General features: G+C 57.4%; 20 protein-coding genes. 17 read left to right on the forward strand and 3 right to left on the reverse strand.

Going from position 1 to position 22,967, the window contains the following annotated elements; all coding sequences use genetic code 11:
- The first annotated feature begins 38 nt into the window (after positions 1-38).
- Complete coding sequence (locus BGP77_RS08555) at positions 39-311, forward strand: late competence development ComFB family protein (protein ID WP_108164283.1); 273 nt, start codon at positions 39-41, stop codon at positions 309-311.
- On the opposite strand, the gene BGP77_RS08560 is transcribed toward BGP77_RS08555, so the two are convergent.
- Complete coding sequence (locus BGP77_RS08560) at positions 308-1,213, reverse strand: LysR family transcriptional regulator (RefSeq protein WP_108164284.1); 906 nt, start codon at positions 1,211-1,213, stop codon at positions 308-310. The genes BGP77_RS08555 and BGP77_RS08560 overlap by 4 nt on opposite strands.
- 130 nt (positions 1,214-1,343) lie before the next feature.
- On the opposite strand from BGP77_RS08560, the gene BGP77_RS08565 reads away from it, so the two are divergent.
- The 11 genes from BGP77_RS08565 to BGP77_RS08615 all read left to right on the forward strand — a co-directional run bounded on the left by BGP77_RS08565 (position 1,344) and on the right by BGP77_RS08615 (position 14,434).
- Positions 1,344-1,904 carry an NADPH-dependent FMN reductase gene (locus BGP77_RS08565; protein WP_304572203.1) on the forward strand — a complete coding sequence of 187 codons (561 nt, stop codon included), beginning with the start codon at positions 1,344-1,346 and terminating at the stop codon, positions 1,902-1,904.
- A gap of 159 nt (positions 1,905-2,063) precedes the next feature.
- Positions 2,064-3,011 carry a hydroxymethylbilane synthase gene (hemC, locus tag BGP77_RS08570; RefSeq protein ID WP_108164410.1) on the forward strand — a complete coding sequence of 316 codons (948 nt, stop codon included), beginning with the start codon at positions 2,064-2,066 and terminating at the stop codon, positions 3,009-3,011.
- A complete protein-coding gene (locus tag BGP77_RS08575; protein WP_108164286.1) occupies positions 3,011-3,736 on the forward strand; it encodes a uroporphyrinogen-III synthase in 726 nt (241 codons plus the stop codon). The genes hemC and BGP77_RS08575 overlap by 1 nt, the downstream gene beginning before the upstream one ends.
- Before the next feature lie 69 nt (positions 3,737-3,805).
- Entirely contained in the window at positions 3,806-4,930 is a 1,125-nt protein-coding gene (locus tag BGP77_RS08580) for a uroporphyrinogen-III C-methyltransferase (RefSeq protein ID WP_108164287.1), read from the forward strand.
- Positions 4,927-6,111 (forward strand): heme biosynthesis HemY N-terminal domain-containing protein, encoded by a 1,185-nt coding sequence (locus BGP77_RS08585; protein WP_108164288.1) that lies wholly within the window; start codon positions 4,927-4,929, stop codon positions 6,109-6,111. The genes BGP77_RS08580 and BGP77_RS08585 overlap by 4 nt, the downstream gene beginning before the upstream one ends.
- A complete protein-coding gene (locus tag BGP77_RS08590) occupies positions 6,104-6,601 on the forward strand; it encodes a GAF domain-containing protein (RefSeq protein WP_108164289.1) in 498 nt (165 codons plus the stop codon). The genes BGP77_RS08585 and BGP77_RS08590 overlap by 8 nt, the downstream gene beginning before the upstream one ends.
- A gap of 360 nt (positions 6,602-6,961) precedes the next feature.
- A complete protein-coding gene (locus BGP77_RS08595) occupies positions 6,962-8,209 on the forward strand; it encodes an ABC transporter substrate-binding protein (RefSeq protein ID WP_108164290.1) in 1,248 nt (415 codons plus the stop codon).
- A 156-nt stretch (positions 8,210-8,365) separates the two neighbouring features.
- Complete coding sequence (locus tag BGP77_RS08600) at positions 8,366-9,253, forward strand: carbohydrate ABC transporter permease (RefSeq protein ID WP_108164291.1); 888 nt, start codon at positions 8,366-8,368, stop codon at positions 9,251-9,253.
- A complete protein-coding gene (locus tag BGP77_RS08605; RefSeq protein WP_108164292.1) occupies positions 9,246-10,121 on the forward strand; it encodes a carbohydrate ABC transporter permease in 876 nt (291 codons plus the stop codon). Before BGP77_RS08600 ends, BGP77_RS08605 begins: the two co-directional genes overlap by 8 nt.
- A 12-nt stretch (positions 10,122-10,133) precedes the next feature.
- Positions 10,134-11,243: an ABC transporter ATP-binding protein gene (locus BGP77_RS08610; RefSeq protein ID WP_108164293.1), complete on the forward strand. Its 1,110-nt coding sequence runs from the start codon at positions 10,134-10,136 to the stop codon at positions 11,241-11,243.
- A gap of 167 nt (positions 11,244-11,410) precedes the next feature.
- Positions 11,411-14,434: an EAL domain-containing protein gene (locus BGP77_RS08615; RefSeq protein WP_108164294.1), complete on the forward strand. Its 3,024-nt coding sequence runs from the start codon at positions 11,411-11,413 to the stop codon at positions 14,432-14,434.
- A gap of 62 nt (positions 14,435-14,496) precedes the next feature.
- Here the strand turns inward: BGP77_RS08615 and argH are convergent, their stop codons facing one another.
- A complete protein-coding gene (gene argH / locus BGP77_RS08620) occupies positions 14,497-15,897 on the reverse strand; it encodes an argininosuccinate lyase (protein WP_108164295.1) in 1,401 nt (466 codons plus the stop codon).
- 224 nt (positions 15,898-16,121) lie between these two features.
- On the opposite strand from argH, the gene BGP77_RS08625 reads away from it, so the two are divergent.
- The 5 genes from BGP77_RS08625 to BGP77_RS08645 all read left to right on the forward strand — a co-directional run bounded on the left by BGP77_RS08625 (position 16,122) and on the right by BGP77_RS08645 (position 20,572).
- Positions 16,122-16,325, forward strand: coding sequence for a hypothetical protein (locus BGP77_RS08625; RefSeq protein WP_108164296.1), 204 nt, complete (start codon positions 16,122-16,124; stop codon positions 16,323-16,325).
- Between the two features lie 422 nt (positions 16,326-16,747).
- Positions 16,748-18,289, forward strand: coding sequence for a phosphoenolpyruvate carboxykinase (locus tag BGP77_RS08630; protein ID WP_108164297.1), 1,542 nt, complete (start codon positions 16,748-16,750; stop codon positions 18,287-18,289).
- A gap of 67 nt (positions 18,290-18,356) precedes the next feature.
- Positions 18,357-19,304 carry a thiamine-phosphate kinase gene (thiL, locus tag BGP77_RS08635; RefSeq protein WP_108164298.1) on the forward strand — a complete coding sequence of 316 codons (948 nt, stop codon included), beginning with the start codon at positions 18,357-18,359 and terminating at the stop codon, positions 19,302-19,304.
- A 13-nt stretch (positions 19,305-19,317) separates the two neighbouring features.
- Positions 19,318-19,794 carry a phosphatidylglycerophosphatase A gene (locus BGP77_RS08640; protein ID WP_108164299.1) on the forward strand — a complete coding sequence of 159 codons (477 nt, stop codon included), beginning with the start codon at positions 19,318-19,320 and terminating at the stop codon, positions 19,792-19,794.
- A gap of 31 nt (positions 19,795-19,825) precedes the next feature.
- Positions 19,826-20,572, forward strand: coding sequence for an ABC transporter substrate-binding protein (locus BGP77_RS08645; protein WP_108164300.1), 747 nt, complete (start codon positions 19,826-19,828; stop codon positions 20,570-20,572).
- A 50-nt stretch (positions 20,573-20,622) separates the two neighbouring features.
- Here the strand turns inward: BGP77_RS08645 and ptsP are convergent, their stop codons facing one another.
- Positions 20,623-22,887, reverse strand: a complete 2,265-nt coding sequence (gene ptsP / locus BGP77_RS08650) for a phosphoenolpyruvate--protein phosphotransferase (RefSeq protein ID WP_108164301.1) — start codon at positions 22,885-22,887, stop codon at positions 20,623-20,625.
- Positions 22,888-22,967 lie beyond the last annotated feature (80 nt).

Here is a 22,967-nt window from a genome sequence, read left to right on the forward strand (position 1 = left end):
CTCTAATTAGGCCGTCTTAACAGCATGGAGAAGGCGCAATGAGCCTGGACAGTCAGATTGCCAATTATTATGAAAAACTGGTGGTAGAAGACCTGCTGAAGCGCCCGGAAGCGCGTTCGCTCGATGAAGATACATTGGCCGATATAGCCTGTTTGGCGCTCAGTAATTTGCCCGCGCGCTATTATCGCCATTCGGTGGATATGGCGTTTTTCCTGACCGTCAGCGCGTTGGCGAAGATGGAAGACGAAACCCGCGCTGCGGTCAGCGATGCGCTGAATCGGGTGACCAGCGGCAGCCGGGACGCCGATTAACGCAACTGCTCATCGCACTGGTCGGGCATTCGCTCGGCCAGAAAATCAATAAAGGTCCGCACCTTGGACGACAGCAAACGCCGACTGGTGTAGACCGCATACAACTGGCCCGGTGTGGGTGAGTAAGCGGGCAATACCTCTTCCAGCCGACCGCTTTCCAACTCGCGCCGCGCCATTTCCCGCGGCAACAATGCCAAGCCCATGCCCGCCTGAGCGGCCGCCAGCAGAAGGTTTTCGTTGTTGCTGGTCAGTACCGGTTGTAACGGCGCCTTCACCTGACCTTCCGGCCCTTCCAGACTCCAAACGTCGCTTTGTTTGACCAATGAATAGGTCAGCGCATCGTGCTCGCTCAGTTGCTCGGCGTTGTTTGGGCGGCCGCGTTGGTCGAGATAACCCGGCGCGCCGACCAGCGTAAAGCCCAGCGTCGTTAAGGGTCGGGCAATCAGGTTGGGGCTTAAGTCATTGCTGGCGCGCAATGCCAGATCGAAGCCTTCTTCGACGATGTCGCTGAAGCGACCGCTGATGTCCAGATCAAAGGTCACTTCCGGGTACTGTCGTCGGTAATCCGCCAGCAGGCTGGTGAAACGCGTATTGGCCAGCCAGATGGGCGCGGTCAGTCGGATCGTGCCACTGGGTGTCACTGCTGAGCGACTGACGATGGCGTCCATTTCATCGAGGTCTTCCAGCAGCGTCTGACAGCGTTCGTAGTACAGCCGGCCCGACTCAGTCAGGCTCAGATGACGACTGTTGCGGTTCAGCAAGCGCGCGTTCAAGCGCTGTTCCAGATGCATGACGTGCTTGCTCGCCATCGCTTTCGACAGCCCCATTTGCCGTGCGGCCGCGGCATAGGTGCCGGCTTCGACCACGTTGGCGAAGACTTTCATGCTGGTCAGGGTATCCATAAAGGTTTCCTGTCAGGAAATATTGCGTACATTTTAGTGGTATTGATTGCTTTCTGGTAGCCGTCATATTGGCGAGCATCGAAACGATTAACTGGGCAACGCCAACCCTAGGCGGGCCAAAAGGAGCGTAATGATGTTGAAGATCGCCGTCATTCTGGGCAGTACTCGCCCAGGTCGTAATGCCAAAGCCGTCGCCGACTGGGTGTTGGCAGAAGCCAGCAAGCGCAGCGATGCGGAATTCAAACTGGTCGATATTGCCGACTTTAATCTGCCCCTGCTCGATGAGCCGGCGCCGGCCATGATGCAGCAGTACACTCAGGAACACACCAAAGTCTGGTCGGCGGAAATCGCCCAGTACGATGGCTATGTGTTTGTCACCCCCGAATACAACCACACCGTGCCGGGTGCGCTGAAAAATGCGCTCGATTACCTGAACGCCGAGTGGAACAACAAGGCCGCGGGTTTTGTCGGTTTCGGCAGTGCCGGTGGTGTTCGCGCCGTTGAACATCTGCGTCAGATCGCGTCAGAACTGCGCATGGCGCACGTACGCGATCAGGTGCAACTGAGCTTGTTTACCGATTTTGAAAACTTCAGCGACTTCAAACCGGCCGACATGCAGCTGGATGCGCTGACCGCCATGCTCAACGAGCTGGTGGCCTGGACGGGCGCCATGAAAACGCTGCGCGACTGAGGTTGATCAGGACCAGATTTGATCAGGCCCAAGCCTGACAGAGGGACGCTGCCATTGCGCAGCAAAGCCGGCCATGTGCCGGCTTTTTTATGCGATCGGTCCGCACCCGCCGGGCGCGAATTTGTTACACTGCGCGCCTTGTTCAAAGGAGCCGTTTTCATGTCCGATATCTTGCGCATCGCCACCCGTCAAAGCCCGCTTGCTCTGTGGCAGGCCGAATACGTGCAACAGGCTTTGGAGCGACTGCACAGTGATCTGAGCATTGAGTTGGTCAAGCTGACCACCCGCGGCGATCAGATTCTCGACCAGCCATTGGCCAAGGTCGGCGGTAAAGGGCTGTTCATTAAAGAACTGGAGCGCGCCATCGAAAACGGTGAGGCCGACATCGCTGTTCACTCCATGAAAGACGTGCCCATGGTGATGCCTGACGGCTTCGAATTGGCGGTCATCTGCGAACGCGAAGACCCGACCGACGCCTTTGTCTCCAATCACTACAAACACCTGAACGATTTGCCACAGGGCGCCATCGTTGGCACCTCCTCGCTGCGGCGCCAGTCGCAATTACTGGCGGCGCGACCGGATCTGGAAATCCGCTTCCTGCGCGGCAACGTGGGCACCCGTCTGGGCAAACTCGATAACGGCGATTACGACGCCATCGTGCTCGCCTCAGCGGGCTTGCGTCGTTTGGAACTGGACGATCGCATTCGTCATACCATCGATACCGATCTCAGTTTGCCGGCGGTTGGTCAGGGCGCGGTCGGCATTGAAATTCGCGCCGGTGATGACGCTGTGCGTGAGCGTTTACTGCCGCTGATGCACGCCGATACGCGCTTGCGTGTGACCGCAGAGCGCGCCATGAACCGTCGCCTGGAAGGCAGTTGCTCGGTGCCTATTGCGGGTTTTGCGGTGCTTGAGGGGGATCGTTTGCAAATGGAAGGCCGAGTCGGTCGCCCCGATGGCCAAACGCTGCTGCGCGCTCAGGGTGACATCGCCTTGGCGGCCACCGAAGCCGAGCGCCTGGATCAGGCGTCACAACTTGGCTTGTCGTTGGCCGAAGAACTCATTCAACAAGGCGCCGATGCCATTTTGGCGGAACTGGCGGACTGATGCGTCTGCTGTTGCCCAAGCCGGAAACCGACTGGTCGCGCTGGCGCGACGGTCTGGCGGGGTTGGACATCGACCTTCATCTGGTCGATCCGTGGCGACTGACGACGCTGGAAGAAACGCCCGCTCAGCGCAGCCTTTGGCTGGAGTTGGACCAGTTTTCTGGCGTCATTTGCGTCAGCCGTCGCGCTGCCGAGGCGTTGACCGACGCGCTCGATCGCTACTGGCCGATGCCGCCGGTGCGCTTGCACTGGTTGTGCAACGGCCCAGCCACCGCCTCGGTACTGGCCCAGGCCCACTTATCCGCCGAATTCCCGGTAACCGCCAACACCGCTGAAGCCGTTTTAACACTGCCATCCACGCGCGAGGTGGCCGGTCAGAAATGGCTGGTGGTGAAAGGTGAGGGCGGCCGTTCGGTGTTTGCGCAAACACTGCAAAGCAGAGGCGCGGACGTCACTGAGATGACCGTGTACCGGCGCGCTTTAAACCTTGACGTTATTGAGCAGCTGAGTGCGCAACGCGATCAGGCAGACGCTATGCTGGTGTCTTCTCTGACGCTCGCCGAAGGGCTGTTGGCGCACGATGCTGATTGGCGATCCTGGCGCGGGCGCTGGTTGTTCAGTTCGGCGCGACTGCTGGCCTGGGCGCAGGCGCAGGGAATCGATGGCGAAGACACCGGCGGCGCTGCCTTGGATGTTGTTGCTCGCTATTTGCAAGCAAACCTCTGAGGTGACGACTTACCACCGAACCTCGTACACTGTGCCAGTGCCCGGCCCAGCGGAGATTGAAGCGAGCCCATGACCGATCAAGACAAGCAGACAACGACCCCTGACACGCCCGAGTCAGGGGCGTCCAAACCTTCGGAAACTCAGGCTGCCTCAGCGCCGTCCAAAGCCAAGCCGCGTAAAGCGAGCAACAGCGCCACCGGCAAGCGCCGTGGTCGCGGCTGGCGCATTCTGCTGGTGCTGCTGATTGTGATCGGCCTGTTGGTAGCGGCGGGCTATTACTGGGGTCGGCCTTATTATCAGCAAGCGCTGGCACAGTGGTCCGCCTGGAGCAGTTTGCCGCAGCAGCAGGCCGGATTGGCCGCGGAAGTCTCTCGCCTGAACGACGAATTGAGCCGGGCCGAACAAGCGCGCGACACCCTGCGTAACGAATTAAATAATGCGCGCGTCGAGCTGGAGAAGATGGTGGTGGACACCGCCCAGCGACTGTCCCGGCGTGAAGATCTCGACGCCGATCAATGGCCATTGGAAGAAGCGCTGGCGTTATTGCGGTTGGCCGAACGCCGTCTGCAACTGGATGGCAATGCTCAGGTGGCGCTGAACCTGCTCGATGCGGCCGATCAGATTCTCGCGGATTTAACCGCCGCAGCGGTGTTGCCCGTGCGTCGGCAGATTGCCGATGATCGATTGGCGCTGCAGTCCATCGACGCGCCGGACATCAACGGGCTGTATTTCCGCCTGGATGCCATCGATGACCGTCTGGTCGCGCTGCAATGGACGCCAGCCCAGCGGTTAGCGCCGCAGGAACAATCGGAAACCGACGCAGAAACGTCACCCTGGGCGGCTTTCCGCAACAGCCTGGGCAGCCTGGTGACCATCAGCCGACTGGAGGTTGATCATCAGGCCTCGCCCTTGCTGGACGATTTTGAGCGCTGGCGCCAACACAGCCGCTTGTTGCTTGAAGAGGTTCAGTTGGCGGTGTTATCACGGGATCAGGCGCTCTTTGATGCGGCTCTGGATCAGCTCAGTGAGCAGTTGGAACCGATGCGTCAGGAAGTGACCATACAGCCGTTGCTCGATCAACTGGCTGAACTGAGCGGCACCGCGCTCAACCCGGACCTGCCTGACATCAACACCAGTGTGCAGGCGCTGGAAAATTATCTGAGCCGTGCAGCGCAGACGGAGGGTGAGCAATGAGCCGTCTGGTCATTAAAGTCATGCTCTGGTTTTTGTTATTACTGGCCGCCGGTGTGCTTGCGCATTTTATGGTGCGTCACCCCGGTTACGTCATGCTCGCCTGGGGGCAGTGGATGGTGGAAATCACCCTTTGGGCGGCGGTCGGTCTGTTGGTTGTTGGTGTGCTGGCGCTGTGGTTGGTGCTGCGTCTATGGCGCGGGGTGAACCCGGTGCGCTGGGTGCGGCGTTATCGCGATCACCGCGATCGCCGCGCCGCTCGGGTTGAAACCGAACGCGCCGTTCGTGCCTGGCTGACCGGTGATGACAACACCGCGCTGTCGGCGCTCAATAAGGTTGTGAAGGCTGGCGGGTCAGAGCGCTTGCCGCGGTTATTAACCTTGGTGCCCGATCGCAATAACCCCAGTTGGTCCGAGCGGTTGGCCGACTATATTGAAGCCGACCCGGGCATGGCGCTGGCCGCCTGGTCGCTGCAGGCCAATCAGCTGATTCAACACGGCAACAGCCAAGCGTTGGTCGATCTGGTGGAGCGTCAGCCGGAACTGGCAACGGTGCGTTTTATACAGCCACCGTATTGGCGCGCTCTGATCGATGAAGGTCAGGCCGACAAGGCGCTGCGTCGTATTGAAGCGGCGCCCACGCTCAACCCGGATGATCGTGAACAGTGGCAGCGCCTGGCCGGGCGTGCCCTGGTTGAGCAAGCCTATGCCGGCGGCGAAGCCAAGACGTCACTGCTCAAAGCGTTGCCGCGTGGCATGCGGCAGAAGCCGAGTGTGGTTGCAACCGAAGTGCGTTGCCTGGCGCGAAACGAGCGTCTGGCTGATGCCTATGACCGGTTGAAAAAAGCGCTCGAGCGCTCCCCGTCCGACGAGCTGTGGCAGTTGCTTGTCGAGCTGCCGTTTAACAACAGCGATGCGTTGCGGTTGGGGGAATCCATTCTTACCCGTGTGCGACAGCCGTCGGCGGTTGCCCAAACCGTGCTCGGTTTGCTCAGTGAGCGCGAAGCCTTGTGGGGCCAGGCCGAGAACTATTTGCAGGCCGCCTGGCAACAAGCACCCTCGGTTCAGGCGGGCCAGGCACTGGCTGCCTTGTACGAGCGACGGGGCGACAAAGACCGCGCGCTGACTCTCTATAAACAACTGGCAGCGCAAGCTGCAACATCTGGAGCCCGGACCCTTGGCTGAAACTCTCGACATCAATGCCAATGCTGATCGTCAGCAGCAATACACCGATCTGTTGCCGCAATTGCGCGGCCTGATCAGTGGTGAACCCAACCTGACCGCCAATTTGGCGAACCTGGCTGCTGCACTGCGCCAGAGCTTTGGGTTTTTCTGGGTGGGGTTCTATCTGGTGGATGGCGATGAACTGGTGCTCGGGCCGTTCCAGGGCGACATTGCTTGCACCCGCATCGGTTTCGGTCAGGGTGTGTGCGGCGCGGCCTGGCAGGAAGCCACCACTCAGTGGGTGCCGGATGTCGATGCGTTCCCGGGTCACATTGCCTGCAGCAGTCAGTCACGCTCGGAAGTTGTGGTTCCCGTGCTGGTCGACGACGAGGTCGTCGCCGTGCTGGACATCGACAGCGACCAACTGGATGACTTCACTGAGGCCGACGTTGAAGGCCTGCAAGCCATTGCCAGCCTGTGCAGTGAGCTGTTTTTAACTCCTGCAGTGTAACAACCTTGTTACATAAGGCCGGTAACCATCGTTACCGGCTGTTACCCTCCGCGACGATTCTCTCTGCCAGTAACCACACAATGCTGCGCCCGCCGACGATACCCGAACAGTGTGTCACTCACAGTAACACCGGTAACACTTAGCAAAGCCGCAGCGCTGTTAGCCTTTGTTACGCTCGGTTGCCTTTTTAGACGTGTCATTGACCTTCGCTGCAACTAGAGTCCCGGTGTTGGAAGGCGTATGTACCGAGTCCGAACGATGCCCTTTCCAAGCGGTGGACCGGCAATTCCGGTTCGGTTTGCCTCAAAAAAAAACTAGTCACAACAGCTAGTCACAACAACAACAGAAGGACTGAGCGATATGTTTAAGAAAACTCTGATGGCAATGGCTATGGGTGGCACCCTGGCTGCTGGCGCCCAAGCCGGTGAAATCGAAGTCATGCACTGGTGGACTTCCGGCGGTGAAGCGCGCGCTATTTCTGTATTGAAAGAAATGGTTGAAGACGAAGGCCACACCTGGATCGACTTCGCAGTCGCCGGTGGCGGTGGTGAAAACGCCTACACCGTTCTGCGTTCACGCGCTGTTTCTGGTAACCCGCCGGCAGCGGCTCAGATCAAAGGTCTGGAAATTCAGGAGTGGGGCGACCTCGGCTTCCTGGCGAACCTGGATGACGTGGCTGACGCTAACAACTGGGACGCGCAACTGCCGACCGTTGTTGCTGATTTCATGAAGCACGACGGCGAATACGTTGCGACTCCGGTTAACGTACACCGCGTCAACTGGATGTGGGCGAACCCGGCTGTATTTGAAAGCGCCGGTGTTGAAATCCCGACCACGATGGATGAGCTGTGGGAAGCGGCTGACGCTCTGAAAGCGGCTGGCGTTACTCCGATCGCTCACGGCGGTCAGGCTTGGCAGGACGCGACCACCTTCGAAAGCATCGTACTGGCAGTTGGCGGCGCGGACTTCTTCGAAGACGTTTTCGTTGAGCACGATCAGGACGCGCTGCAAAGCGACACCATGATCGAGTCTCTGGAACAGTTCAAACGCGTCAGCAACTACATCGACCAAGGCGCTCCGGGTCGTGACTGGAACGTGGCGACTGGCATGGTTATCCGTGGCGAAGCCGCTATGCAGTTCATGGGCGACTGGGCCAAGGGTGAATTCACTGCCGCTGGTCTGGAGCCGGGCTCTGACTACATCTGCGCCCCGTTCCCGGGCACTGAAGATGCGTTCACTTTCAACATCGACTCTCTGGCGATGTTTAAGCAGCCGAATGCTTCCAGCACTGAAGCGCAAATGGCGATGGCCGGTCTGGTTCTGTCGGATGAATTCCAGCAGACCTTCAACCTGAACAAAGGCTCTATCCCGGTTCGTACCGACATGGACATGAGCGCTTTCGACAGCTGCGCCGTTGAAGCCATGGACACCTTCAAGTCCACGGCTGCTAACGGTGGTCTGGTACCTTCCATGGCGCACGGTATGTCTACGACCTCCAGCGTTCAGGGTGCGATCTACGACACCGTGACTGAGTTCTTTAACTCTCGCAGCATGACTGCTGAGCAAGCGGCTACTCAGATGGCTCGCGCTATCCGCGCTGCTCAGTAAGTGACATAACACTGCCATAATGCAGTGATAAAAGGCGGCGCATCCGCGCCGCCTTTTTATACCCAGACTGTTTCAAAAAGGGCTCGGTCGGCCAGCACTGAACTGCGCCGGTGAACCACTTTTTGAATCTGCTTTGTGTGAACGGACGGAAGACTTATGTCGGTAACAAGCAAAAAGGGGTTGGACTACTGGCTTCCCAAGCTGGTGTTGTCGCCCACGGTGGCTATCGCCATCATCTTTATCTACGGCTTTATTATTTGGACCAGCGTGATTTCGCTGACCGATTCCACCATTTTGCCGCGCTATGACTTCGTTGGTTTCGAACAGTACGTCAAGCTGTTCCAAAACCCGCGCTGGTTATCGTCGCTGTGGAATTTGGTGGTATTCGGCACACTCTTCATTGGTGTTTGTATGGTCGTGGGTTTGGTACTCGCCATCCTGCTTGATCAACAGATTCGCGCTGAAGGTGCGCTGCGTACGGTGTATCTGTACCCGATGGCGCTGTCGTTCATCGTTACCGGTACCGTCTGGAAATGGTTGCTCAACCCGACGGTGGGTATTGAGCGCTTTATTCACAACCTCGGTTGGGAAAGCTTCCAGTTCGACTGGATTGTGAACCCGGATATGGCCATTTATACCGTGGTGATTGCCGGCGTCTGGCAATCCAGTGGTTTTGTTATGGCGATCTTCCTTGCCGGTTTGCGTGGTATTGATACCTCCATCATCAAGGCGGCCCAGCTCGACGGTGCCAGCCTGTTCTCGGTGTATTCGCGCATCATTATTCCGTCCATGCGTCCGGTGTTTTTCTCTGCTTTTATCATGCTGGCGCACCTGGCGATTAAGAGCTTCGACTTGATTGTCGCTCTGACCGGTGGCGGTCCGGGTAATGCCACGGACGTTCCGGCCATCTTTATGTACCAGTTCTCCTTCCAGCGTGGACGCCTGGGTATTGGTGCAGCGTCGGCGGTCATTATGTTGATGACCATCCTGGCCATTCTGATTCCTTATCTGTACTCCGAATTGAGGAAGCCAAAAGATGCGTGATACCAGCAAGCGTTACCAACCCGTTACCGGGCGCGCCATCCTCTACGGTGTCCTGATGATTGTGGCGGCTTATTATTTGTTGCCCCTGATTCTGATGATTCTGACGTCGGTGCGGTCGATGGAAGATATCCGTATGGGGCAATTAATTGCCTGGCCGGAATCGTTCAGCCTCGAAGCCTGGCGTCAGGCCTGGAGTGAAGTGCAGATCGGAGCGCGCAGCGAAACCGGTCTGAAACCTTACTTTATTAACTCCATTAAAATCGTGATTCCGGCGGTGGCGATTTCCACCATCCTGGGTGCGTTGAATGGTTATGTATTGAGCTTCTTCAAATTCCGCGGCAGCGATTTCTTCTTTGCTGCGTTGCTGCTGGGTTGTTTTGTTCCCTTCCAGGCGATTCTGTTGCCGCAGTCTCAGCTGCTGGGCTGGCTGAACCTGGGTGGCACCATTCCCGGTCTGGTGTTGACGCACGTGGCCTACGGGGTGAGTTTTACCACGCTCTTCTTCCGTAACTACTACGTCAACCTGCCGCACGAATTGGTGAAAGCCGCCAAGCTCGACGGCGCCGGTTTCTGGACCATTTTCTTCCGCATCATTCTGCCGATCTCGACGCCGATTCTGGTGGTTACCGTGATCTGGCAGTTCACTCAAATCTGGAATGACTTCCTGTTTGGGGTGGTGTTCTCTGACCCGTCATCGCAGCCGGTGACCGTTGGTCTGAACAACATGGTCAACAGCACCACCGGTGAGACGCGTTACAACGTGGACATGGCCGGCGCCATCATCGCTGCGCTGCCCACCATCATTGTCTATGTCGTTGCCGGCAAGTATTTCGTACGCGGCCTGACGGCCGGGTCTGTTAAAGGTTAATGGAGTTCCCTCATGGCTGAACTGAACATCAAGAACGTCAACAAAAGTTTTGGCACCACCGACGTGCTCAAGGGCATCAACCTGGATATCCAGGACGGTGAATTCATCATCCTGGTCGGCCCGTCTGGCTGTGGTAAATCGACGCTGCTGAACTGCATCGCCGGTCTGGAAGATGTCACCTCGGGCGACATCATGATCGGTGACGACAACGTCACCTACGCCGCGCCGAAAGATCGCGACATCGCCATGGTGTTCCAGAGCTACGCGCTCTACCCGAACATGAACGTGCGTAAGAACATCGCTTTCGGTCTGGAAATCCGCAAGATGCCGAAGGACGAGATCGCCGCCGAAGTTGAGCGCGTTGCCAAGTTGTTGCAAATCGAAAACCTGCTCGACCGCAAACCGTCGCAACTGTCCGGTGGTCAGCGTCAGCGTGTGGCCATGGGCCGTGCTTTGGCGCGTCGTCCGAAGACCTATTTGTTCGACGAACCACTGTCGAACCTGGACGCCAAACTGCGTGTTGAAATGCGCACCGAAATGAAAAAGCTGCACCAGCGTCTGGGCACCACCATCGTGTACGTAACACACGATCAGATCGAAGCCATGACCCTGGCCGATCGCATCGCTGTAATGAAAGACGGCATCGTTCAGCAGTTTGGTACGCCGCAGCAGGTGTATGACGATCCGGCGAACATCTTCGTGGCAGGTTTTATGGGCTCACCGTCCATGAACTTCCTGGAGTGCTCCGTGGTTAAAACAGCCGATGGCTTTGGCGTGCAGATCGAATCGCAAGGCAAAACCTTTGAGCTTGCGGCCGATCCGGCGCAGGCTGATTTGTCAGCTTACGAAGGCAAAAACGTGGTGTTGGGTATTCGCCCGGAACAGATCACTCACGTGATGCCGCACGTCGAATCCCAGCCGTTTGTTACCCGCGTGCCGGTGAAGATTGAAGTCACCGAGCCGACGGGCGCCGACACCCTGGTGCTGACCCACATTAACGGTCAGGAATGCGAATGCCGGGTTCACCCGACTGAAGCCGGCAATCCAGGTGAGCAAATGGACCTGTTGTTCAATATGAGTAAGGCCGTCTTCTTCGACGCTCAAACAGAAAACCGCATTTAAGCATCAACGAACACCGCTTCGGTGTTCGTGCCGAATGATAGGCAAACCCTTAGCGTGGCTTCTGGCCACGCTTTTTTTATGTCCGGGCTTTACAAAAAGTCGGCAAGTGAGTCAATAACTCGCTAGACTTTGAGGCTACAGGATGTGGGTAAACCGTACGGACAGGCATGACACAGAGGTCAGAACACGCGAATAACAGCGACCCACAGGGCGAGCTATCACCCTGGTTGAGGCAGTTGCCGCTGGTGGTGTACGAGGCTGTGCCGTCAGAACACAACCCGGATTTGTGGCGCTTGCTGAATGTGAGTGAGGCCATTGAAGATCTGACCGGTTACCCCGCTGCCGATTTTCTCGGCGATAAACCCCGCCATTTTCTCTACGAAATGATTCATCCGGATGATCGGGTCCGCATTGGTGCGGAATACGATCGCAGCCGTATTACCGAAAGCCCGATGAACCTGCACTATCGCATTCGGCACCGGCAGTATGGGTATCGTACGGTGGAAGAGCGTTCGTCGTTCAGGCGCGACGCCAACGGCACCATGCATTCCTATGGCGCCTTGCTGGACAGCAAACAGTCGCAGCGCACATCGCGTCGCCATTCGCGATTGGACACAGCGCTTGAGAGCCTGAATGCCGATGTTGCTGTCGCGACCGGTCAGGCATTTCTGGAGAGCTTATGTCGGCGCCTGGCGTACCTGCTGAATGTTCGACAGGTGGCCATTATGCGCGTGGTCGACGGTCAGAACCTGGAATCGCTGGCACGGGTTCACGATGGTCTGTTGATCGCGCCCTACACCGTGCTGACCGATAACACCGAATTGAGTGTGCTGCGGACCCAAAGCCGCGCTGAATTGAGTTTCGACGAAGCACTGGGCCATGGCCTGAGCAACCTGGATGACATCCGCCACGTCATCGTGATTCGCCTTGATAATCATCAGGGCGAATGGCTGGGGGCTCTGGTGCTGTGTCATGACGAGCCTTTTTCCACCAGTAAAACGTTGGATCGGGCGCTGGAACTCTATACCGATCGAGCCGTCACCGAAATCGAACGACTCGGGCTTGAACGGCAACTGCAGGAAAGTGACGCTCGTTACCGCGCCTTTTTTGATACAGCGGTGCAGCCGGCGCTGGTGATCAATCCTAAAGGCCGGGTGACGAATTTTAATCAGGCCGCGCGCCGATTGTTTGAAGTGGGTGACAGCAGCGATCTGCAACTCATCGACCTGTTGCCCAAGCACCAACCGGATGGTCGCAGTTCACTCTACGGTCTGCTGCGGCTGGTGAAAGAAGCCCACTATAAGGGTGTACCACCCAGTCATTGGCAGATGCATACGCTCAGTGGTCGTGAGCGCAGCGTTATTGTGCATGTGTCGCCGACCATGATGAATCAGACCGAGCGCGCGTTGCTGACCATTGAAGACATCACGGATCAGTTGAAATCTGAAGCGGCGCTGGCGGAACAAAACCGGCTGATGAGCGAGCGTCAAAGCCGGTTGCGGGGCCTGGTTCGGTTAGCGACCGAACTTGAACGGCAAGGCGATCTGACCGAGTTTCTCGAAGCCTGTTTACAGGAATTGCTGTATCAGGATGGCTCGCGTGAAGTGGCCTATTTTCGGGTGAAACAGCGGCAGTGGCGTCAGACGGTTGCCGATGTTGATGAACCCGTCCACCCATTGGATTACCACGCCAAGGCCATCGATAACGCCATCAATGGCGGTACGCTGTCGATTGTCGAAACGGACGGCCCCTGGGTCTATTTACCGCTGTTCGATAATCAGCAGCCGGTCGCCGTTCTGGTTATTGGCAGTCGCGAAGCCGGCTTCCGCGATCGGGAATTTGTCGAACTGCTGCACCAGACCATCAGCCTGGCGTTCGACAATTTAATGCAACGCCTGACGCTGCATCGCCAAGCCATGTGCGACAGCTTGACCGCCTTGGGGAACCGGGCGCAATTACACGAGTGGGTCGGCGATGCTCTGGAGCAGAATCCCGATCAAACCGCTTCCTTGCTGCTGTTCGACCTGAACCGTTTCAAAGAGATCAACGATACGCTGGGCCACCATTTTGGTGACCGGTTGTTGTGTGAAATCGGGCCACGAATTGTCGATGTATTAGGGCGGGAAGATTCCTGGGGCATCGCCCGATTAGGCGGCGATGAATTCGCCGTTTTCCTGCCCGAGCAAAGCGTCGCTCAGGCGTTGGCGTTGGCTGAACTCATTGGTGAGGCGCTGCGTCAGCCGTATTTAATCGACAACATGAAGTTGCAGGTGGAAGCCAGCATCGGTGTGTCGCATTACCCGAGTCAGGGCAAAGACGGCCATGAATTACTGCGCTGTGCTGATGTCGCCATGTACGCCGCGAAAAGCAAAGGCCAGACGGTAGTGGTCTTCAATGCCGATTTGGATGCCAGCACCCCCCAACGCATTGCCGTGCTGTCGGAACTCGACCAGGGTTTGCAGGCGGGCGATTTGTGGGTGGCCTATCAGCCAGTGATCTGTGCCAGCGATGGTCATGTGACGGGTCTGGAAGCGCTGGTGCGCTGGCGCCATCCGGAACTCGGCGAGCTGTCTCCGGCCGATTTTATTCCCATCGCCGAAATGGGGCAGGGTATTCGGCAGATTACGGACTTTGTCTTGCGCACCAGTCTGGCGATGGTGGCTGATTGCCGCAAACGGGTAAAACCCGATCTGTATATGGCGGTTAACTTATCGTCGCGTGTGTTGCTGGATCACGCTTTGCCACAGCAGGTTGCGCAGTTGCTCGCTGAATTTAAATTGCCCGGGTCGGCGTTGGTGCTGGAATTAACCGAAAGCACCCTGTTGTCTGACCCACTGCGCGCAGTCGATATTATCGAACAACTGTCTGAGCTGGATGTGCAACTGGAAGTCGATGATTTTGGCACCGGCTATTCGTCGCTGGCGTATTTAAAATCGCTGCCCATTCATGCGTTGAAAATCGATAAGAGTTTTATCGCCGATTTACTCAAAGATGCACAGGACCGAATCATCGTTGAATCGACCGTTAAAATGGCGCACAACCTCGGCTTGGAAATTGTGGCTGAAGGCGTTGAAGACGAAGCAACGTTGGTGGAATTGGTGAAAATGAAGTGCGATGCCATACAGGGATTTTATTTTTCCAAGCCACTGGCGGCGGATGATTTAATGGTGTGGTTGCAACGGAATCTGTAGTGCTCCGGCGGGAGATGCTAGTCGGGAGACGCCGGACGCAAAAGAGCGTCTCCCGTCTCCCGTTAGGCGTCGAGCCGCGCCAAAGCGCGCTGCGCTGCGGCGCGCACCTGGTTCGGCGCGGTGCCACCGAAGTGATCACGAGCGGCGACCGAACCTTCCAGCGTTAATACCTCGAACACATCCTCGCCAATGGTATCGCTGAATGGCTGTAATTCCGCCAGTGACATTTCGCTCAAATCTTTGCCGGTTTGCAGACCATAAGCGACACTTTTGCCCACCACTTCGTGCGCATCGCGAAACGCCATGCCTTTTTTCACCAGATAGTCAGCCAGGTCCGTGGCCGTGCTGTATCCGCGCAAAGCGGCGGCGCGCATGCTGTCTTTTTTCGGTTCGATGTGCGGCACCATGTCGGCGAAAGCGCGCAGACTGCCGGCGAGCGTATCGACGGTATCGAATAAGGGTTCTTTGTCTTCCTGATTGTCTTTGTTATACGCCAGGGGCTGACTTTTCATCAGTGTCAGCAGACTCATAAGATGACCATAAACCCGACCGGTTTTGCCGCGCACTAATTCTGGCACGTCTGGGTTTTTCTTCTGCGGCATGATCGACGAGCCGGTGCAGAAGCGGTCGGGTAAATCGATGAAGTCGAATTGCGCCGAGGTCCACAACACGAGCTCTTCCGACATGCGCGACAGGTGCATCATCAGCAGCGAACCGGCGTGCGTGAATTCGATGGCAAAATCGCGGTCTGACACCGAATCCAGAGAGTTTTCGGTGGGCTTGTCGAAACCGAGCAATTCAGCACTGCGCGCGCGGTTGATTGGGTAGGTGGTGCCCGCTAGTGCCGCCGCACCCAGCGGCAGAACATTGACCCGTTTGCGGCAATCCATTAAACGCTCGGCGTCACGTTGCAGCATTTCATTCCAGGCCAGCAAGTGATGGCCGAAAGTGACCGGCTGCGCGGTCTGCAAATGCGTGAAGCCGGGCATGATGGTGTCGGCCTGTTGTTCGGCCTGGGTAATCAGGCCGCGCTGCAAACGCTGTAATTCACTCACCAGGCCATCGATGGCTTCGCGCAAATACAGGCGAATGTCCGTCGCAATTTGGTCGTTGCGCGAACGCCCGGTGTGCAGTTTCTTACCGACCGCGCCGATCTTGGCGGTCAGGGCCGCTTCAACATTCATGTGCACGTCTTCCAATGCCACCGACCACTGCTGACGAGCGGCCTCAATGTCGGCTTCCACCGCTTTTAACCCTTCGACAATGGTGCGGCCTTCGTCGTCGGTCAGCACGCCCACCTCGGTCAGCATGGTGGCGTGAGCGATCGACCCGGCGATGTCGTGGCGATACAGACGCTGGTCAAAACCGATGGAGGCAGTGAATTCGGCAACAAAGGCATCGGTTGCTTCGCTGAAGCGTCCGCCCCAGGCCGCATTGGTGTCGTTATGGTTGGTGTCAGACATGACAAAGACATTCCGGCAAAAGATTCAGTGCGCATTATATAGGCACGGCTGCCGCTGGCTACGGTGGGTGCCGCAAAACTGCCTTGCAGTTTCGGGAACCGCTAGCAAGGCGCGCCGGATTTGCTGTGACATTGGGTAAAATTATGTAGTGTTTTTGATGGCGAATTGGTGTCTATGGTCTATAAAGAAGGGATCATCCACTGGTGTGTTCAGGAGAACTGAGAATGAGCACCGACACGACGTCGAAAACCCAAGTCCAGAAGGACAGTGGCCAAGCCCCGCAAAGCCGTGATGAACTCCGCGCCAAAGTTGCCAACGATGTAGAAGCCTTTCTGGCCGCCGGCGGAGAAGTCAAAGAAGTCGAGCGCGGTAAACGGGCAGATCCGCCCAAGGCACCCTCCAATCAATACGGCAGCCGACCGATTTAACCAACGCAAACAGCGCTCAGTGCCGGTTTAAAGGCAGTGTTTCAATAATTGCATCATTGAAATTCCCTTACCAAAATCGGCGCTGGGAGCGGCGAATCTTGTAACATAACAACAAATGGCTGTTTGCCGCTGACAACTGTATCCGCTTTCAGGCTGGGTGTTTTTTCGTGGTGGACACTGTCGCAGAGGTTGTCTGGGTGGTTCGTCTGCTTTCGGCGCTTTTATGGTGCGCTTTTTCACGGTTACCCGAGCTTGCCCCAGAACAGAGCCCTTGGCTTGCACTGTGGTTTTCTTTCAGATGATTCCGGCGTTTATCTAATTGTCAAAAATATATTGACGTTTTGTTGTTTCAAGACAAGCTCGATTGCGGCTTAGACTGGTTGGGCCTAACACGCTGGACCAACCCTGGAGTCGAAACCGTCATGGCCGCTTTTCCCCCTAATGCCCATCTTGATCTGGGCACACCTGTGTTGCTCGAATTCGCCGTTCGTCGTGAAGAAGGCGAATTCGCCCGTAACGGCGCATTTGTCGCTCGTACCGGTGAGCGCACCGGACGCTCACCCAAAGACCGCTTTATCGTCGATGCGCCCGGCAGTCGCGATGAAATTGAATGGGGCAAGGTGAACCAGCCGTATCCGGCTGACCAGTTCGGTGCGCTGTGGCAGCGCGTCAGCGACTATCTGGCCGACCGCGAACACTTTGTCAGTCACCTGGAAGTGGGGTCGGCTGCCGAACATTCGTTACCGATTACGGTGACCACGGAACTCGCCTGGCATCAGGTATTTGCACGCAATCTGTTTATCGTGCCTGAGCATTGGAATGAGCGCGGCAAGAATGTCTGGCAGGTGCTGAACGTGCCGTCCTTCGTGTGCGACCCTGAGCGCGACGGTACCAACAGCGATGCCGCCGTTATCATCAATTTCGAAGAGCGCCGCGTGCTGATCGCGGGCATGTACTACGCCGGTGAAATGAAGAAGGCGTTGTTCTCGGTGCAGAATTTTCTGTTGCCGGCGAGCGAGACGCTGCCGATGCATTGCTCGGCCAATGTCGGTGACGATGGTAAAACCACGCTGTTTTTTGGTTTGTCGGGCACCGGTAAGACCACCCTCAGCGCCGACCCGGATCGCTTCTTGATTGGCGATGACGAACACGGCTGGGGCCCGGGTGTGGTGTTCAACATTGAAGGCGGCTGCTACGCCAAGTGCATCGATTTGTCGGCCGAAAACGAACCGGTCATCTGGAACGCCATTCGCTTTGGCACCATCTTGGAAAACGTGGTGCTCGACGCCGACCGTGATCCGGATTACCGCGACGACAGCCTGACGCAGAACTCACGCGCGGCTTATCCGCTGGAGCACATCGACAAACGTCAGCCAACCAACCAGGGTGAAGAACCCAGCGCCGTGGTGTTCCTGACCTGCGACCTGAACGGTGTCTTGCCGCCGGTATCGAAACTAACGAAAGAAGCCGCCGCTTATCATTTCCTCAGTGGTTACACCGCCTTGGTCGGTTCCACAGAAATGGGCGCGGGTTCGGGCATCAAAACGACGTTCTCGACTTGCTTCGGCGCACCATTCTTCCCGCGCCCGGCCGGTGTTTATGCCGACCTGTTGATGAAGCGTATCGAAGCGGCGGGCACCGATGTGTACCTGGTGAACACCGGCTGGACCGGCGGTGCTTACGGTGAAGGCAAGCGCTTCAGCATTCCGGTGACGCGCGCGGTGATCAGCGCCATCACCAGCGGCGCCTTGTCGGGCGTGGAAACCCGTCATCTCGATGGCTTGAATCTGGATGTGCCGGTCGCCGTACCGGGCGTTGATGACCAGTTGCTCGATCCACGTCAAACCTGGGCGGATGGTGCGGCTTACGATGCCCGCGCTGCGGCGCTGGTGGCGGAGTTCAAAGAGAACTTTGCCAAGTACGATGTGGCCGATGCCATTGTTGCGGCTGGCCCACAAAGCTGATCGCTCAACCGCAACCTGAAAACCGACGAGCCTTGCCTTCGCCCAGGCGGCTCGTCAAACTTCGATCATGACTGAATTTGAACTGATCGAATCCTGCTTCCGAAGCGGCACCGTGCGCGACGCCAGTCTGATGGTCGGCAATGGCGACGATTGTCTGGTCTGGCACGATGCCGCCCCGTTAGCGATGTCCATCGACACCGCGGTGGCGGGTCGTCACTTTCCTGAAGACGCATCCCCCGAGCGCGTTGCCCAACGCGCTTTTTTGCCTGCGCTGAGTGACCTGGCCGCCATGGGTGCCACACCCGCGTTTTTTACACTCGCGCTGACGCTGCCCACGCCCATCGATGAACACTGGACCCGGCGCTTTGCGCAGCGGCTTGTGACCTTGGCCGATCACTACGGTCTGGTGCTGGCCGGGGGGGACACCACCTCGGGCCCGGCGCGCGTGATCAGTCTGCAAATGCATGGGCGCATTGCCCAGCCTTTGACGCGCAGCGGCGTTTTGGTGGGGGATGAGGTCTGGGTGTCCGGTCAGCCCGGTCGTGCGGCGGCGGCGTTGCCCGCCATTCTGGACGGACGCGAAGCGGACGTTCCAGGCGACTGGCTGGACGCCTACTGGCAACCGCAGCCGCGTTTGTCGCTGGGTCAGCAATTAGTGGGCATCGCCAACGCAGCCATCGATGTCTCCGATGGCCTGGTCGCCGATCTCACCCATCTGGCCCGCGCCAGCCATCTCAACATCGAACTGGCGGTGGAACACTTGCCGGTAGCGCCAAGCCTCAGTGAACGGCTGGGTTTTGACGACGCCATCGCCAAGGTACTCGCCGGTGGCGACGATTACGAACTGGCTTTTACCGCCCCCGCCGAACGCCATAACGAACTGCTCGAATTGAGCCAACAGCTGGCTCTGCCACTGACCTGCATCGGTCGCGCCCAGGCAGGCGACGCGACGGTTTCGATTCGGCATAATGGCAAAGACTATCGGTCGTCCTGGCCGGGCTTTACCCATTTTTAATTTGAGGAAGACCATGATCGAACCCGGTCAACGTCGTTGGTATAACCACTGGGCTCACTTTCTGGCATTTGGCCTGGGCAGTGGTGGCTTTCCCAAAGCGCCCGGCACCTTCGGTACGCTGGCGTCGATGCCGTTTTTGCTGCTGCTGGCACCCTTGCCACTGTGGCTCTATGTATTGGTCCTTCTTGTGGCGTTCGGCTTCGGTTGTTACTTGTGCGAACGCGTGTCGCAAGACATGGGTGTGCACGATCATGGCGGCATCGTCTGGGACGAGTTCGTCGGTTTATGGATTACCTTCATCGCCGTGCCATTAAATGCCTGGACTCTGGTCGGCGGTTTTTTGCTGTTCCGCTTTTTCGACGTCATTAAACCCTGGCCGATCGGCTGGATTGATAAACGCGTCGCCGGTGGGTTTGGCATCATGATCGATGATGTCATCGCCGGTATTTTCGCCTGGGTGGTACTGCAAGGGCTGATGCTGTTGTTGTAACCACTGCCATGACCGAAGGAGTCGCGGTTCGATGAAGCAAGCCTGGCTGTTCTGTCTGACCGCCTTTTTCACGAGCGTTGCTTGGGCACAAACGCTGCACGAGCTGCACTGGTTCACCGAAGATTTCCCACCGTATAACTACGCTCAGGGCAACGGCGCGGGCGGCCTGATGGTCGATGTTCTGCAAGCGGTCAGTGCGTCGATGGAAGAGCCGGTCGATCCACAAACCATTGAAGTTTATCCCTGGACGCGCGCGGTGCATAACGCAGGCAATAACGATCGCTCCGTCCTGTTTAGCCTGGCGCGAACCGAACAACGCGAATCACATTATCAATGGGCCGGGCCAGTGGTGCCCATTCGGATTGTGTTGATCGGTTTGCCAGCCGCTGCGCAGATTCCTCCGCAAGATTGGCGCATCGGTGTGGTGCGTGATGACGTTGCAGTGCGTTTGGTGACTGCCGCCGGTCACCGCAGTGACCAGTTGGTGTTCAGCCAGTATCCGGCGTCGATAGCGCGCATGTTGCAAGCTGAGCGCATCGACGTGTGGGCGTATGGCGAATTACCGGCGCAGCGTCGGCTCGACGCATTGCCGGGCCACGAAAACTGGCAGGTACTGGAAGTGTTGTCGGCTACCGAAGCCTATTTCGGTTTTCACCCGGCCGTCGATCCGCAGTTGGTCGCCCGGTTTCAGGCGGGTCTGGACGCCCTCAAACAGCCAGACGACAGCGGCGTTGCACCGCTGGATAAACTGATCGAGCGTTACGCTACCGCTTACTGAACTCTCAAACGTTTACTGAACTCTCAAAGGTTTACTGGACTCTAAAACCTTTATTGAACCAAGGCACCCAAACCAAGGCTGCGAATGTGCGCGTTGAGCATTTCCCGGCGTTCGGCTTCGGTGCTGCAATCGCGCGATTTATCGAGCAAGGCGACGCAGTCGTTCAAATGCAGATGGCGAATCAGCCACTTGATGCGCGGTAAATGGAAAGCCGACAAACTCAGTGTGCGAATGCCCATGCCCAGCAACAAAATCACCGCGGCCGGATCGGACGCCATTTCACCGCAAATACTCACCGGCAAATTCAAGCGCCGACATTCGCGCACCAAACCTTGCAGTGCATCCAGCACCGCCGAATGCAGGTGGCTGTACAACGACGCCACGCGCGGATTATTACGATCAACCGCCAGCAAATATTGGGTTAAATCGTTGGAACCGATGGATACAAAATCGATGTTGTCGCGCAGACGCGGTAACAGCCACAGCACCGCCGGGACTTCTACCATGATGCCTACGGGCGGTTTGGCGACGGCGTGACCTTCTTCGTTTAATTGCGATACCGCTTCATCGACGATGGCGTGAAATTGCAACAGCTCATCTTCGCGACTGAGCATCGGAATCATCAGTTTCAGGTTTTGAGTGTTCAGATTGGCCAACAACATGGCGCGAATCTGGTCGAGCAAAATGTTGCGGTAATCGAGTGTGAAACGAATGCCGCGCCAGCCCAGGAAGGGGTTTTGTTCCTGAATGGGGAAATAGGGCAGGGCTTTATCGCCGCCGATGTCGAGCGTGCGCATCGTTACCGGTTTGGGGGCGTAGGCTTCCAGTACGCCTTGATAGATGCGCAACTGTTCTTCCTCGGTCGGGAAGTTGTTGTGCACCATAAACGGAATTTCTGAACGATACAGGCCCACGCCCTCGGCGCCGCGTTCCAGCCCCGGCGTAATGTCGGCGAGCAGACCGGTGTTGGTGTGCAGCTGCACGGTGGTGCCGTCTTTGCTTTCTGCGGGTAATTTTTTCAGATGCGACAAGTCGGCCTGCAAGGCTTTTTGCTGACGCTTCATGCGCTCAAATTCCGCCACCAGACTGGCCGGGGCATGCGCGATCACCTGACCGCGATAACCATCGAGAATAATTTCCGAGCCGTTCACGCTGGTCAGGTCTTCATCGCCAATGCCGACCACCGCCGGAATACCCAAAGCGTTTGCCAGCACCGCCGTGTGCGACAGCGCCGAGCCTTCCAGGCTGACAATGCCGGCGAGCTTACTGCGATCGATGCGGGTGAAGTGCGAAATGTTGATTTCACGGCCCACCAGAATCACCGGTTGTTCCGGATCGATGCGCTCGTTCAGGTCGTCTTGCAAACGCCGATAAATGCGAATGGCCAGCACGCGCAAATCTTCGGCGCGTGCTTTTAAATAGGGGTCGGCCATCGCTTCGAACACATCAATCTGTTGCTGAAAGGCGTGTTTTAGCGCCGTACTGGCGCTGACGCCGGTAGCGATCTGCGCTTCTATGGCGGTACTCAGTTCGGGACTGTCGAGCAGTAACTTATAGACATCGAGCAGCGAATTCAGAGTGTCGTTGGCGCTGTTGCCCAGCTGGTCGAGCCCGGAGTCGAGTTCTTCGCGAGTCTCGGCCACGGCTTCTGCAATGCGGCGGCGCTCTACGGCTTCGCCACTGCCGCTGCGTTCGGCAATGTCGTCCAGACGGATGTCGTCTTTTACCACCCAGGCCGGCGCAATTTCAATGCCCGGTGCGCCTTTAATGCCCTGAAAGCGGGTCACCGGCAATTGCTGGTTTTGGTTCGGGTCAATCGGCCGGACCGACTTTTTAATGTTGCCACCCAGGCTGCCCGCCAAATGCGCCGCCATGGTGATTAAAAAGGCTTCTTCTTCTTCGGTGAAGCGCCGCGTTTCGCGTACCTGCACCACCAGAACGCCCAGCGTATGGCCCAGGTGAATCATCGGAACGCCGAGAAACCCCTGATAATGCTCTTCGCCGGTTTCTTTGAAATAGCGGAACGCCGGGTGTTTATCGGCGTGATCCAGGTTCAGCGGATGCTGGCGTTTGGCAATGGTACCCACCAGGCCCTGGCCCGGCGTCATACGAATCTGGCCGATGGCTTCCTGCGCCAGACCCTGGGTCGCCGTGAGCACCAGCTCACCGTCTTCGTTCATCACATACAGACTGCACACATCCACATCCAAGGTGGTGCGGATGCGTTCCACGATCAGCCGCACCAGCGCGCTGCTGTCGGTCGCTTGTGCGGCCGCCTGCAATATTCGCTTGGCCGTGATCAAGGGGTTGAGCATTCGAAAATCCGTCCTGTGGTCATCGCGTTATTGTCCATGCTTTAGCCGGGCAGCACCACTGCCAATGGTCTTGATCATTG

It is taken from the genome of Saccharospirillum sp. MSK14-1, assembly GCF_003054965.1.
Classification (GTDB): domain Bacteria; phylum Pseudomonadota; class Gammaproteobacteria; order Pseudomonadales; family Natronospirillaceae; genus Saccharospirillum.

Bases quoted from the DNA above. Each gene is read 5' to 3' on its own strand.
- BGP77_RS08600 (WP_108164291.1), top strand. From the start codon at position 8,366: ATGTCGGTAACAAGCAAAAAGGGGTTGGACTACTGGCTTCCCAAGCTG.
- hemC (WP_108164410.1), top strand. From the start codon at position 2,064: ATGTCCGATATCTTGCGCATCGCCACCCGTCAAAGCCCGCTTGCTCTG.
- argH (WP_108164295.1), bottom strand. From the start codon at position 15,897: ATGTCTGACACCAACCATAACGACACCAATGCGGCCTGGGGCGGACGC.
- ptsP (WP_108164301.1), bottom strand. From the start codon at position 22,887: ATGCTCAACCCCTTGATCACGGCCAAGCGAATATTGCAGGCGGCCGCA.
- BGP77_RS08585 (WP_108164288.1), top strand. From the start codon at position 4,927: ATGAGCCGTCTGGTCATTAAAGTCATGCTCTGGTTTTTGTTATTACTG.
- BGP77_RS08640 (WP_108164299.1), top strand. From the start codon at position 19,318: ATGATCGAACCCGGTCAACGTCGTTGGTATAACCACTGGGCTCACTTT.
- BGP77_RS08555 (WP_108164283.1), top strand. From the start codon at position 39: ATGAGCCTGGACAGTCAGATTGCCAATTATTATGAAAAACTGGTGGTA.
- BGP77_RS08560 (WP_108164284.1), bottom strand. From the start codon at position 1,213: ATGGATACCCTGACCAGCATGAAAGTCTTCGCCAACGTGGTCGAAGCC.
- BGP77_RS08605 (WP_108164292.1), top strand. From the start codon at position 9,246: ATGCGTGATACCAGCAAGCGTTACCAACCCGTTACCGGGCGCGCCATC.
- BGP77_RS08565 (WP_304572203.1), top strand. From the start codon at position 1,344: ATGATGTTGAAGATCGCCGTCATTCTGGGCAGTACTCGCCCAGGTCGT.
- thiL (WP_108164298.1), top strand. From the start codon at position 18,357: ATGACTGAATTTGAACTGATCGAATCCTGCTTCCGAAGCGGCACCGTG.
- BGP77_RS08645 (WP_108164300.1), top strand. From the start codon at position 19,826: ATGAAGCAAGCCTGGCTGTTCTGTCTGACCGCCTTTTTCACGAGCGTT.
- BGP77_RS08580 (WP_108164287.1), top strand. From the start codon at position 3,806: ATGACCGATCAAGACAAGCAGACAACGACCCCTGACACGCCCGAGTCA.
- BGP77_RS08615 (WP_108164294.1), top strand. From the start codon at position 11,411: ATGACACAGAGGTCAGAACACGCGAATAACAGCGACCCACAGGGCGAG.
- BGP77_RS08610 (WP_108164293.1), top strand. From the start codon at position 10,134: ATGGCTGAACTGAACATCAAGAACGTCAACAAAAGTTTTGGCACCACC.
- BGP77_RS08625 (WP_108164296.1), top strand. From the start codon at position 16,122: ATGAGCACCGACACGACGTCGAAAACCCAAGTCCAGAAGGACAGTGGC.
- BGP77_RS08575 (WP_108164286.1), top strand. From the start codon at position 3,011: ATGCGTCTGCTGTTGCCCAAGCCGGAAACCGACTGGTCGCGCTGGCGC.
- BGP77_RS08630 (WP_108164297.1), top strand. From the start codon at position 16,748: ATGGCCGCTTTTCCCCCTAATGCCCATCTTGATCTGGGCACACCTGTG.
- BGP77_RS08595 (WP_108164290.1), top strand. From the start codon at position 6,962: ATGTTTAAGAAAACTCTGATGGCAATGGCTATGGGTGGCACCCTGGCT.